Origin of the sequence: Microbacterium sp. BWR-S6Y (assembly GCF_041379845.1) — a bacterium.
Taxonomy (GTDB): Bacteria; Actinomycetota; Actinomycetes; order Actinomycetales; family Microbacteriaceae; genus Microbacterium; species Microbacterium hydrothermale.
In genome coordinates, this window is sequence record NZ_JBFECV010000001.1 from 774,827 (window position 1) to 787,643 (window position 12,817).

10 protein-coding genes are annotated in these 12,817 nt (G+C 70.8%); 8 read left to right on the forward strand and 2 right to left on the reverse strand.

Translation table 11 applies throughout. The annotated features are described in order from the left end of the window. Positions 1-51: 51 nt before the first annotated feature. The gene (locus AB1K56_RS03745; RefSeq protein ID WP_371204610.1) at positions 52-1,050 is read right to left on the reverse strand and encodes an aldose 1-epimerase family protein; all 999 of its coding nucleotides are present in this window, start codon (positions 1,048-1,050) and stop codon (positions 52-54) included. A gap of 129 nt (positions 1,051-1,179) precedes the next feature. Between AB1K56_RS03745 and AB1K56_RS03750 the strand changes: the two genes are divergently transcribed. The 6 genes from AB1K56_RS03750 to AB1K56_RS03775 all read left to right on the forward strand — a co-directional run bounded on the left by AB1K56_RS03750 (position 1,180) and on the right by AB1K56_RS03775 (position 7,891). Then, positions 1,180-2,019, forward strand: a complete 840-nt coding sequence (locus AB1K56_RS03750; RefSeq protein ID WP_136588314.1) for a class I fructose-bisphosphate aldolase — start codon at positions 1,180-1,182, stop codon at positions 2,017-2,019. Beyond that, positions 2,016-3,170, forward strand: a complete 1,155-nt coding sequence (locus AB1K56_RS03755) for a Gfo/Idh/MocA family protein (protein ID WP_371204611.1) — start codon at positions 2,016-2,018, stop codon at positions 3,168-3,170. Before AB1K56_RS03750 ends, AB1K56_RS03755 begins: the two co-directional genes overlap by 4 nt. A gap of 204 nt (positions 3,171-3,374) precedes the next feature. Continuing rightward, the gene (locus tag AB1K56_RS03760; protein ID WP_371204612.1) at positions 3,375-4,370 is read left to right on the forward strand and encodes a LacI family DNA-binding transcriptional regulator; all 996 of its coding nucleotides are present in this window, start codon (positions 3,375-3,377) and stop codon (positions 4,368-4,370) included. A 218-nt stretch (positions 4,371-4,588) separates the two neighbouring features. Beyond that, positions 4,589-5,809, forward strand: coding sequence for a glycosyltransferase family 4 protein (locus AB1K56_RS03765; protein ID WP_371204613.1), 1,221 nt, complete (start codon positions 4,589-4,591; stop codon positions 5,807-5,809). Next, entirely contained in the window at positions 5,806-6,696 is an 891-nt protein-coding gene (locus tag AB1K56_RS03770) for a hypothetical protein (RefSeq protein WP_371204614.1), read from the forward strand. The genes AB1K56_RS03765 and AB1K56_RS03770 overlap by 4 nt, the downstream gene beginning before the upstream one ends. Beyond that, positions 6,683-7,891 (forward strand): hypothetical protein, encoded by a 1,209-nt coding sequence (locus AB1K56_RS03775; protein ID WP_371204615.1) that lies wholly within the window; start codon positions 6,683-6,685, stop codon positions 7,889-7,891. The genes AB1K56_RS03770 and AB1K56_RS03775 overlap by 14 nt, the downstream gene beginning before the upstream one ends. Here the strand turns inward: AB1K56_RS03775 and AB1K56_RS03780 are convergent. Beyond that, positions 7,820-9,187, reverse strand: a complete 1,368-nt coding sequence (locus AB1K56_RS03780; protein WP_371204616.1) for an O-antigen ligase family protein — start codon at positions 9,185-9,187, stop codon at positions 7,820-7,822. The two genes, AB1K56_RS03775 and AB1K56_RS03780, sit on opposite strands and share 72 nt — an antisense overlap. Positions 9,188-9,231: 44 nt before the next feature. On the opposite strand from AB1K56_RS03780, the gene AB1K56_RS03785 reads away from it, so the two are divergent. Both AB1K56_RS03785 and AB1K56_RS03790 read left to right on the forward strand, forming a co-directional pair. Next, positions 9,232-11,985 carry an oligosaccharide flippase family protein gene (locus AB1K56_RS03785; RefSeq protein ID WP_371204617.1) on the forward strand — a complete coding sequence of 918 codons (2,754 nt, stop codon included), beginning with the start codon at positions 9,232-9,234 and terminating at the stop codon, positions 11,983-11,985. A gap of 32 nt (positions 11,986-12,017) precedes the next feature. Further along, positions 12,018-12,812, forward strand: a complete 795-nt coding sequence (locus tag AB1K56_RS03790) for a hypothetical protein (protein ID WP_371204618.1) — start codon at positions 12,018-12,020, stop codon at positions 12,810-12,812. Positions 12,813-12,817: the final 5 nt, after the last annotated feature.

A 12,817-nucleotide genomic window follows, 5' to 3' on the forward strand; every position in this document is an offset into this window, starting at 1 on the left:
CCCCGGGGAGGGCCTCGATGGAGTCATCCTGAGGTCAGGCGGACAACGTTGTCAAGTCTCGATTCGATTTCCGATGACATCGATGTCGAGGCCGAGCTCCCGGGAGCCGCCGGGAGCGAGCGGACGCAGCAGGCCCGCCTGCCGCGCGTCGGCGCGACCCAGGATCGTCGCCGCCGTCGCGGGCTCCACCCCGAGCACCAGGCCGTCGTCCTGAGCGACCCGCCACTGGAACAGCGCCGGCAGCTGCGCGGTGTCGAAGGAGATCCGGATGCCGAGCCCCGACGCCGCGACCACCTCGGCGCTGACACGACGGTCGGCCGGAAGCTCGTGACGGAACACCTGCTCGGGGTAGTCCGCGACCGGCTCCGGGAACGCCGCCCACGTGGACAGCCCCGCCTCGGCTGCGGCATCCCGGGCGCGCACGCGCTCCGCCGGCGAGCGCAGCACGGTGCCCGCGTCGACCAGCGGCCACCCGAGGTTGACGTGGTAGAGCACCATCGGCTCGACCGCCCGCGCGCCGCGGTTGACGATCTCGTCGCGCAGTTCGATGCGCCCCTCGCCGAGCGGCACGCGCACCCTCCGCCGAAGCTCGAGGTGAGCGCCGAGCACCGTCGCCTCCACGACGGTCGCCTCCACGATCACGGCATCCGCCCGCACCTCGGCTCGGGTGACCGATGCCGAGAGCCCGCTGTAGCGCCCGTGCTGGGGATGCGTCCCCTCGGCGTCGACCGACGGCGGCCCGAACGACAGCAGGCCGCACGTGGTCACGAGCCCGCCCCCGAACGACGCCCCGAAGCCCGCGGCGCCCGTCCGAGGCCACCCGGTCGGCGACACCCAGGCCAGGGGCACGCCGCGGTGGCGCACCTGCCCGAGGTCGAGACCGCGGTCGGGCAGCAGCTCGACGTCGAGGTCGCCCGCGACGATGCGCACGCGCCGGGTGCCGGCGTCCGGACCGTCGGTGCGAAGCGACTGCTCCACCAACGCCACCTGCGCGGTCGAGCCCGCGCGTCGGAGCGCCTCGTCGATCGATCGCCCGTACAGCTCGCCCATGAGCCCCCGCCTTCCTCGCCGTGGTGCGCCTCACGGTAGCAGTGATTGACAACGTTGTCTTGCTCCCCGCATACTGACCGTCGAGCGCAGAGCCGCGCCCCGACACGACGCTTCGGAGACCCACACCCCATGTCGAAACCCCGCCTCAACCGCCTCTTCAACGCCCGCTCCGGTCGCGCGTTCGACGTCGCCGTCGACCACGGCGCGTTCCACGAGCCCTCGTTCCTCACCGGCATCGAAGACATGGCGAAGACCGTCGCCACCCTCGTCGACGCCGGACCCGACGCCGTGCAGCTCACGCTCGGCCAGGCCCCGCTGCTGCAGTCCGTCCCCGGCAAGAACAAGCCCGGTCTGGTCCTGCGCACCGACATCGCCAACGTCTACAACGACCCGCTCGAAGCACCCCTGCACAGCATCCACGTCCCCGACGCGATCGAGGTCGCCGTGCGTCTGGACGCCGTGGCGGTGTGCGTGAACCTGCTCGACCTGCCCGGCGAACCCCAGGTGCGCGAGCAGTGCATCCGTTCGATCCTCGCGCTGCGCACCGACGCTGAGAAGTACGGGATGCCGCTCATGATCGAGCCCCTGGTCATGCAGACCAAGCCCGGCTCCGGCGGCTACGGCGTCGACGGCGACACCGCCAAGGTCGTCACCCTCGTCCGCCAGGCCCGCGAGCTCGGCGCCGACCTGATAAAGGCAGACCCGACCGACGACATCGGCGACTACCACCGCGTCATCCAGGCCGCCGGCGACACCCCCGTGCTCGTGCGCGGCGGCGGTCGCGTCGACGACCGCACGCTCCTCGAGCGCACGCAGGCGGTGCTCGAGCAGGGCGCGCGCGGCATCGTCTACGGCCGCAACGTGATCCAGCACCGCGATCCGGCCGGCATCACCGCCGCGCTCATGGCCGTCGTGCACGAGAACGCCTCGGTCGACGACGCACTGACCCTGATCGGTGGTGCCGCATGACCGGCAAGAAGATCGGCGTCGGCATCATCGGCGGCGGCCTCATGGGCCGCGAGATCGCGGCGGCGCTGCGCCGCTGGCCCGCCCTCATCGACCACCCCGCCGAGCCCGAGCTCGTCGCGGTGTGCGACATCAACCCCGCGGCGCTGGAATTCTTCGAGCGCATCGACACCGTCCAGCTGACGACGACCGACCACCACGAGCTCCTCGCCGACCCCCGCGTCGACGTCGTCTACATCGCCGTCCGCCACGACCTGCACGAGCGCCTGTACGTCGACACCGTGAAGGCCGGCAAGGCGCTGCTCGCCGAGAAGCCGTTCGGCATCGACCGGGCCGCCGCCGATGCGGTCGTGGCCGCGATCGACGAGAACCCGCAGTCGTTCGTGCGCGTCTCGAGCGAGATGCCGTTCTTCCCCGGAGCGCAGTGGGCCGTCGACTACGTGCGCTCCGGAGCGTTGGGCCGCATCGTCGAGGCGAAATGCACCTTCCTGCACTCGAGCGACATCGACGTGAACAAGCCCCTCAATTGGAAGCGGCAGAAGCAGTACTGCGGCGACGCGGGCGTGCTCAACGACCTCGGCATGCACACCTGGCACGTGCCGCTGCGCCTGGGCTGGACGCCCGAGAAGGTCGTCGGCATCCTGCAGGACATCGTCACCGAGCGCCCGGGCCCCGACGGCTCGCCGCAGCCCTGCGACACGTGGGACAACGCCGTGATCCACTCGTGGGCGCGTCACGAGGGGGCGCCGTTCCCGCTCACGACCGAGACCAAGCGCATCGCGCCCGGTCAGAAGAACACGTGGGAGTTCGAGGCCATCGGCATGTCGGGCGGGGTGCGCTTCAGCACCAAGAACCCGAAGCAGGTCGAGGTGTTCGCCTTCGTCGACGTGCCCGGCGTCGGCCGCGAGCAGAGCTGGCAGAGCGTCGACGCGGGCAGCCAGTCGGTGTGGCCCACGGTGACGGGTCCGAACTTCGAGTCCGGATTCTCGGATGCCATCCTGCAGATGTGGGCGGCCTTCCTCGCCGAGTACGTGGGCGAGCTGGGCGACGGCTTCGGCTGCGTCCGCCCCGAAGAGGCCGCTCTCACGCACCGCCTGTTCGCCGCCGCGATCGCCTCCCACGAGACGGGCACCCTGGTCGCTCCTTCTCTCTGACCCTCTCGTGAGTGTCCACGACACGCCGCCTCCCCTCCCCGAGATGCGGCGTGCCGTGGACATTCGTCTGTCCCGGGCGCGTCGGCGTCGCCCGAGGCCGGCGGGCGGGGTTCGGGGACGGCACCGCGCCCGGATGGCACCGCGCCCCGGTCGATCCCTATGCTCGGAGGATGCCGCTCCCGACGGCATCACCCGAGGAGACGCATGCGCAAGACCGGCCGGCCGACCATGGTCGACGTCGCCGCCGAGGCGGGCGTCAGCTTCAAAACCGTCTCGCGCGTCATCAACGGCCAACCGCACGTCGACCCGGCCATGGCCGAACGCGTCCTGGCCGCGGTCGCGCGGCTCGGATACCACCGCAACGCCCTCGCCGCGAGCCTGCGCTCCGGCGACCGCGACACGATCGGCTTCATCGCCGCCGATCTGTCGAACATGTTCTACATGGCGGTCGCCGCCGGCGTATCCTCAATCGCCTCCCGGGAGCGCATGCACCTGGTCATGGCATCCAGCGAAGAGGATGCCACGAACGAACGCACCCTCGCCCTCGACCTGTGCCAGCGTCAGGTCGGCGGCCTGATCGTGGTGCCGACCGCTGACGACCACGCCTACCTGCAGCGCGAGGTCGAACTCGGCACTCCGGTGGTCTTCCTCGACCGTCCCGGCACCGGCATCCCCGCCGACACGATCCTGCTCGACAACCGCGGCGGGGCGCGCGCCGCCGTCGCCGAGCTGCTCGCGGCGGGGCATCGTCGCATCGCGGTGCTGCTCGACGCGCCGGGCATCTACACGATGGTCGAACGTCGAGCGGGCGTCGAAGAGGCCTACGCCGCGATCGGACGCGAGCCCGACCCCGCGTGGGTCGTCGACGCGCTGCACACCCCCGCCGCGGCCCGCGACGCGATGCTCCGCCTGCTCGACGACGACGATCCGCCCACCGCGGTGTTCTGCGCCAACAACCGCATCACGATCGGCGTGCTCGAGGCGATCCTCCCGCGCGGAGCGGACGTCGACGTAGCCGGCTTCGACGACTTCGAGCTGTCGCACCTGCTCCCCCGTCGTATCCGCGTCGTCGATTACGACGTCGCCGACCTGGGACGTCACGCCGCGGAGACGCTGCTGCGCCGTGCCGCCGCCCCGGCGACCGGTTCGCACACCCACCTCGTTCCGACGCGATTGGTGGATCGGGGCGGCGTGCGCTGACTCATCGTCGGACCTCGTCCCGGGATCATCTCTGGGCGAGGGCGAAAGCGCACGCCGTCGCGGGTGAGGCGGGCGGCGAAGCCGACGGCGCCCGAGCGCAGGGAGCGACCGGGGGCGGTTCGTGCGGCGCGGCGTCAGGGGGATAGTCGGACCATGGCCCACCCCCGATCAGGCCCCTCTCGCTGCGCCGTCGGCGCTCCCTCCCGAGGAGGACAACCGTGACCGCCGCTCCGCCCCACCTCGTGATGGTGACGAACGCCGTCGCTCCCGACAAGCTCGGCGGTCTGGAGAGGTACGTCCGCGAACTGTCCCGAGGGCTCGTCGACGCCGGGGCGTCGGTGACCGTCGTGTCCAAGCGCACGCAGCCCGACCAGCCCGGCGACGAGCGAGGCGAGGACGGCGTGAGGATACGTCGCTACTCTCCCCCGCCCAAGAGCGATCCGCTCTTCGCCGCCCGGTACCCGATCGAGGTCCACCGGGGCGTCCGTGTCGGCATCGCACGCGCGATCGCTGACGCGGGATCGCGTCGCGTGCTCCTGCACGGGCATTTCCCCGTGCCGATGCTGGGCTCGGCTCTCGCCCGGAAGCCCTACGTCTACACCTGCCACGCCCCCGTCCATCGAGAGCTCCTGTCCGAGCGGCGGAACTCCTACGCCCTTCCCTCTCCCGTGCGCAGAACCGCCGTCGGCGGTCTTCGTGCGGCGGAGCGGCACGTCCTCCGGCGCGCTCACACCCTCGTCACCCTCAGCGATTTCGTGCGATCCGAAGTGGCAGCGCTGGACGCGCGCGACGGCGCCCGCGTCCAGCTCATCCCCGGGGGTCTCGACACCGAGTGGTTCCAGCCCGCCGACGAAAGGGCGGACGTCGCCCTCGCGACGACCGCCGCATCCGCACCCCGCCTGTTCACCGCCCGTCGGCTCGTCGAACGAACCGGGGTGGACCTGCTCGTGGATGCCATGCCCGCGATCCTCCGGCGGATCCCGGGAGCCCACCTGGACATCGCCGGCTCCGGCCCGCTCGGCGAGACGCTCGCCGATCGGATACGCGCCACGGGCCTCGAGAAGAACGTCCGGCTGCTGGGCCGCATCCCCGAGGCCGAGCTGCGCGATCGATATCGCCGGGCGCACCTCGCCATCACCCCCACCACGGCACTGGAAGGATTCGGGCTGTCGACCGTCGAGGCCCTCGCCTGCGGAACCCTCGCCGTCGTCACCCCCATCGGGGCGAACGCCGAGGTGGTCGAGGGGCTCTCGCGCCTGCTCGTCGCCCGCCGCGCCACCGCGGACGCGCTGGCCGACGCCGTCGTGTCGGTGCTGCTCTCCCCTGACTTCTCCGCGCTCCGCCTGCGCGCCCGATCGCACGTGCACCCCCGGTGGGCCTGGCCCGCGATCGTGGATGCGCACCTGGCCCTCTACGACCACCTCCCCTCCCTGCGATGACCGCGCCCCGGGTCCTCGTCCTCGTCCCGACGATCAGCCCCACGCGGGTTGCTGCGGCGGCGCCGTGGCTGACCGCACTCCGCGACCCCGTCGCGGGCTTCGACGTGCGGATCGTCGCGAACGCGGCATCCGTCGCCGACCACCGCCTCGGGTGGGCCGCACCCGTCATCGACACCGGCGCCAACCCGGGCTTCGCTCGATCCGTCAGTGCCGCCGCGCGCGCCGTGGGGACCTGGGATTGGGTGGTGCTGCTCAACGACGATCTGCGTTTCTCCCCCGAGACGCCCGGACGCATCCGCGATGCGATCCGCACCGCCGACGGCACGGGAGGGGAGCTGATCTATTTCGATCCCGAGTCCCTGCGGCCGCTCCCCGACCCGAGCGGCGTCTTCCTCTCCCTGTCCCTGCTGGAGTCCGTCGCCTCGCGACTGCGCCGGACACCCCGCGATCGCGCCGTCGGAGCGACGTACAAGTCCTTCAGCGCCGTCGCCATCCGCCGGACCGCGTGGGACAGGTGCGGGGGGCTCGACGAGCGATTCGTCTTCTGCTTCGAGGACGCGTACTTCGCCCGACGGCATCTCGAGGGTGGGGGCGTCGAGCCGCAGTCCATCGACGTGGGTCTGGTCCATGATCGGTCGACGACGACGTCACGTCACATCGCGCGCGTGCTTCCCGCGGTCGCCTTCTCCGCCCGCACGTACCTGCGCGTCACGGGCACACGCGCGCTCGCCTCCGACCTGCTGGTGCTCACGGCGCTCTCGATCCGCCTGGTCCTGCTGCCCTTCGCCTCCGCGGTCCCGCTCGAGCACCTCCGGGGAGTGATGAGCGCGATGTCGGCGGTGCTCCGCCGTTGCGAGCCTCCTCTTCCCGACTATGACCGACTCTGAAACCCGCGCGTCGCACCGGAGCCCCTGGACCCCGGTCGCACTCGCGGCGCTGGATGTCGCCGAGAGCGATGTCTACGCCGGGTCGGTCGAGATCGTCCTCCTCCCCGCCGACGGGGGCGGCCCCATCGGGCTGATCGGCGCGGGCGCCGCCGTCTGGCGTCGACTGTCGACGACCCGCGATGCCGTCCTCTCGGCGAGTGACGAGCAGATCGCGCTCGAACTCGAGGCCGCCGGATTCCTCTCGCGCAGCAAATCGCCGCGACATCCTCTCATCGATCTGCGTCCGCCGATCCTCACGTCACCGGTGCACGAACTCGTGTACGCCCTCGTCGCGCGCGTCGCCGATGACCTCGGCATCCCCCACGTGTTCGTGAAGGGCCCGATGTTGCAGCGTCAGGGCTTGCGCGACCGCGAGCACTCCGGAGATGTCGATGTGTGGTGCGCCCCCTCGCGCTGGGATGATCTCGCCGAGGCCCTGACGCATCACGGCTGGACACGCGAGCCCGATCCCTGGAGGGGAACGGATGTGGGGCATTCCGTGACGCTGAATGCTCCGGCCTGGGGCTGCCAGATCGACGTGCACCGAAGGATGCCGGGTGTCGTCCTCGACGACAGTGCCGCGTTCGCCGCGTTGTCCTCCGATACGGTGCTCGAGATCCACGCAGGGGTGCCGGTGAGATTTCCGGCGCGCGAGAGCCATGCGGTGGTCGCGGCGTTGCACGCCGCGCGGCCTCAGATCGGTCGGCCGACACTCCCCGCGCACCCGTCGACGTCCGCCCTGGAACTGCTCCGACGCGCCGACGATCCCGTGGGGGCGGCCGTCCGGCTCGGTGCCGTCCCCGCCTTGCGGCGGGAACTGCGCGCCTGTCGTCCCGAGGCCGATCTGCCGGCGGACGACCGACCTCCCCGCGACTGGTTCTGGAGAGCGCAGCCCGACCGTGCGAGGGCCTACCTCACCGCACTGCGGGAGCTGCCCTGGTCCTCTCGCGCGCGTCTCCTCGTGACCCTCGTGTGGCCGACCGCGGACGTGATCCGCGAGTCAGCGCGACGGGCCGGGGATCCGACGGGGAGCCTCGCGGTCGCGCGACTGCGGCGCCTGCGCAGGGGACTCGGTCCGTTGCTGTCAGGAATGATCCCGCGCCGACCCGCCGAGGGCGGCGCGCGCCTGTCGACGCGTCGACGGTACCGGACCTGAAGACGGCGGGACGAGCGGCGCCGGGACGAGTCCGACGGTCGTCGGCGCGCCGCGACGTGCCGACGCGTCGGCGACCATGACGAAGAGGGGGACGAGCAAGGACGCCGACAACGGGCCCCAACTGGCGAAGCGCATGGTCGTCTCGGTGATGCTCAACGCGACCACTCCGGCAAGGAACGCACCGCCGACGAAACCTTGACGCCGATCGAGGTACCCGTCCGCCCCGCGCCAGGCGCTGATGAGAACGAGCCCGATGACGCTCACCAGCAGCAGGCCGCCCATCACGAGGTTGGTCAGGAGGTCGTTGTGCGCGTGGCTCGCGGCGGCGGACAGCACCTGCGAGAGACGCGCATAGTCGTCGGTGTAGAACCACGCTCCGAGCCCGAAGAGCCAGTTCCCCGCCAACAACCCGATGTTGTACATCCAGATCTCGCCCCGGTAGGTGTATGCGGACGGGTCCGTCTCGGAGAAGGGCACCTGGACCAGTGCGATGCACAGCACGATCAGCGTCACGACGAGCACCGGGCGGAAAGCCGCGCGCGGAAGGATCCAGCCCACCAGAATGACGATCAGGACGACGGCCGCACCGAAGAGCGCTGTTCGCGACGATGTCATGACGAGCGCCAGGACGAGGATCAGCACGATCGTCCAGCGCACGATGAATCGCCTCGCCAGGAAGGCGAAGGGCAGCGACGCCGCCAGGTAGAGCCCCAGGATGTTCGAGTGGGAGAAGATCCCGGCGAGCAGAGGGGCCCCGGTGATGGATTTCTCCGCGAACGCCAGTCCGGCGGACATCAAGACGAACGCCGGGGCGAAGACCATCCCCAGGAGTGATATCGCCGCGACGATGCCGCCGGCGTAGCCCAAGAGCGCCAGGTCCGCGAAATTCACCCGTAGCGTCACGAGCAGGATCCCCGCCACGGCGGGGAGGAGGAGCGAGGGCCCGAGCGCACGACCGTGCACGAACTCGTTCACCGTCATCGTGAGCGAGGGGAGGCTCACGAGGACGAGCGCTCTCCCGTCGACCTTCGCCCACAGCAGTGCCAGCAGCAGGACGCCGAGGGCGACCAGGGGGATGACCGCATTGGAGAGGGCAGTCGCCGCCTCCACCAGCGGTCGCGGGGCGACCGTCGCCCCTTCGACGTAGTGGGCACGGTCGGTCGTGAGAGTTTCGACCACCGGCTCGGTCAGCGACGCCAGCAGCAGCAGGAGAACGGCGAATCGGCGCCACCGCGGGTCGCCCACTCGCCCCGCCCGCGGCGAGACGTGCTGGTCGGCGCGATACCGGTCGCTCATTACCCTGCTCACTGGCCAGACAGTACAACCGGAGGAGAAGGCGGATGTCCTCGCTCGAATCGACCGCCCCCGGGCGAGTCGGCGCCATCGCTCTGCTCGGCGCGCAGTGGGGCAGGTACGCGGTTCAGGTCGGGGGCATCGTCATCCTCGCCCGTCTCATCGCGCCGGCCGACTTCGGTCTCGTCGCGCTCGGCCTCGCCCTTTCCGGCTTCGCCGCCGTGCTGGGGGATTTCGGCCTCAGCCTGGCTGCGCTACGCGCGCCTCGCCTCTCGGTCGCACAGCGCGACCTCCTCTTCTGGATCAACACCCTCGTGGGCGTGGTGGCGTCGGCCATCGTGGTCGTCGCCGCGTTCCCGGTGAGCTCCGCCTACGACGACAGCCGCCTGGTCCCCGTCATGCTGTTGCTCGCGCCGGCTTTCGCCCTGCGGTCGGCGAGCGTGCAGTACCGCGTGGAGCTCAACCGTGCCGGCCGGCTGGGCACCCTCGCCGTCGTCGAGTTCCTCGGCGATGCGGTGGGTCTCGTGGCGGCGGCCCTGCTCGCGTGGAGTGGCGCGGGTGTCGTCGGTTTGTCCCTGCAGGGCACGATCGCCGCCACCGTGACCCTCGTCGCGGCGATCGCGACGGCACGGTGGCGACCGGGGCGCCCACGGCGAGACGCCCCGATCCGATCGCTGCTGTCCTTCGGAGGCAACACCTTCGTCGTCCACCTGCTCAACTACACGTCGGCGAACATCGGCACGATGACCGTCGGAGCGGCATCCGGTGCGGCGGTCCTCGGCCTGTTCTCCCGGGCGAATCAGCTGGTGAATCTTCCCCTCGAGCAGTTGGCGAGTCCGCTGACCCGGATCGTCATCCCGGCGCTCTCCCGGGCGGCAAGCACCGCCGACCTGCAACGACGGCTCGGGCGCTTCCAAGTGCTGCTCTGCTACCCCGTCCTCGGTTACGTGAGCCTTCTCACCGCGACCGCTCATCCCGCCATCCACGTCGTTCTCGGCGCGGAGTGGGAACCGGCCGCTGACGTCGTTCCCCTGCTCGCCGTCGGTGCGCTCTTCCAGACGCTGGGTTACGTGGGCTACTGGGCCTTCGTGGCAGCCGGACGCCCGGGGCTGCTGCTGGGGGCGGAAGCGGTGGGTCGGGCCGTCATGATCGGGCTGGCCATCGTCTGGGCCCCGTACGGCCCGGGGTGGGTCGCCGCCGCCATCGCCTGCGGGCACGCGGTGGTGTGGATCGGCTCGACGTTCGTCTTCCTGCCTCGCGCCGGCCTGTCCGGATGGAGCCTTGCGCGCTCGGCCGGGCGCGCGCTGCTCGTCACCGCCACCGCGCTGAGCGCGGCCGTCGTCGTCGACGCGTGGCTCCTGCGGACGTGGGACCCTCTGCCGCGGCTCGCGGGTCTCGTCGCTGTCTGGACGGTGGCCGCCCTCTGCTGCGGCTCCGTCTTCGCCCGACCGGATGTCTCGACGATCCGCCGCTTCATCCGCCCCCATGCTCACGAGGCCACCGCGGACCGTTCGCAGGACGGGGTCATCATCGACGACGACGAGGGGAGGACGATGCGAATCGTGAGCGTGACGCGGACGGTTCCCTACGAGGGCATTCCGCACGCCGGAGGCGAGTACGCGCTCCGTCACGCGCGGGCTCTCCGCGCGCTCGGACACGAAGTGGTCTTCGTCGCGCCCAACACGAACGAGAACCGGCGGGCCGTCTCCACACACGATCTGCCCGGAACGGTCGTCCTTTACGGTGAACCCGGCGACGAGCGTCCGAGCGCGCTCGCGCGATCGATGCGACGCCTGTCGCCCGCTCGGGTCGATCGATGGGAGCACCGGAGACTGGCGCGGTGCACGGCCGCGCACGACGCCCTCAATCGTGCCGACGTCGTCGAGTTCCACTGGACCCAGTCCGCCGACTTGAGTCGCATCGCGATGGCTCACACACGTCCGGATACCCGCAGCCTGGTGGTGCTGCACGACGTGATGACCCAACAGGTGCGCCGCCAGCGGGAGAGCGGCGGGGGTGGGCCGTCCAGACGTGCGCTGAGGTCTCTGAAGCTCTGGTTCGTCCGCGCGGCCGAAGCCCGCGCCGTCGCGACGGTCGACGCCGCGATTGTCTTCAGCGAGAAAGACGCCGGCGTCGCCCGCGAACTGGCGCCGACCTCCACCACCATCCGCGTGCTGCGCCCTCCGCTGTCCGAGGCGATGGACATCGGAGGAGATCGTCACCGGCACGTCGTCGAGAGCGACCACCGCGCCGAAGTCCTCTATGTCGGATGGTTCCGGCGGGACGATAACGCGCGTGCGGCCGAGTGGCTGTACCGCGACGTGTGGCCGCTGGTCCGCGAATCGCACCCCGACGCGCATCTCACGCTGGCCGGAGCGGATCCGACCCCGGCGATGATCGAGGCCGCGCGAACGGATGCCTCCATCGAGGTGACCGGCTACCAGGAAAGCCTCGATTCCTTCTACGCGCGGGCCGACGTCGCTGTCATCCCCGTTCTGCAGGGGGCCGGTGTGAAGTTCAAAACCGTCCTCGCCCTGCTCTGGGGCATTCCGGTGGTGTCCACGGGTGTCGGGCTGGAGGGCATCACCGAGGATCCCGCGTCGATCTGGCGCCGCGCCGACGAACCTCGGGCCTTCGCCGAGGGGATCATCGATGCGCTGTCCGATCGCGCTGCAGCTGCGACCATCGCGCGTGCCGGTCAGACGTGGGCACGCGAGGAGTTCTCCGAGAAGCGGTTCCATCGGGAGCTGTCCGAACTGCTGTCCGAGCTCACCGCTCCCACCCCTCGCGCAGATGTCTGATCGACACCGCCGACCGTTCCTGGAGATCCCCCATGCCCTCGCCCTCGCCCTCGCCCGTTGACTTCGTCGTCGTGTCCCCCACGAACGACGACCGGACTCTCGAGCGGTGTCTCGCGGCATCCCCGGAGATCCGGAGCGGGGATGTCCCCCTCCGCGTCGTGCGCGAGGCGCGGTCTGCCAACAACGTGATCGCGGACGCTCTCGGCCGCGCCGATCGGTCGTTCGTCGTCTACGCGCATCAAGACGTGTACTTTCCCGCGGGCTTCTTCGCCCGGCTCTCCGACGCGCTGTCCACGCTCTCCGAGCAGGATCCGACGTGGGCCGTCGCCGGTGCCATCGGCCGAGATGCCGCGCGGCGAACCCACGGCACCGTCTGGAGCACCGATCGGGGAATGGTCGTCGGAGAGCGCATCGAGCGGGCGGCTCCCGTCGAGTGTCTCGACGAGTGCGTCCTCATCATGCGGGCGGGCGATCTCTCGCTCGTCGACCTCGGGCTACCCGGCTTCCACCTCTACGGCGTCGATCTCGTGCAAATGGGGCGTCTGCAGGGGCGGCAGTCGTACGCCTTGCCTCTCGACGTCGTCCACCACGCCAAACCGATCACCTCTCTCGGGGGTGGTTACGCGCAGGGGCACCGCTACGTCAGGCAGAAGTGGCGGGCACGACTGCCCCTGGTGACTCTCATCGCACCGCTGGAGCGGGTGCCCTGGAAGCTGTGGAAGATGCGCGTGGGGGTACGGATTCGCGCCCGCTTCTCGCCCGCGCGTCACGCGTACGGGCAGCACAGCGATCCTCGTGCGATCGCTCGCGAATTGTCGTACGAGTGACGCAG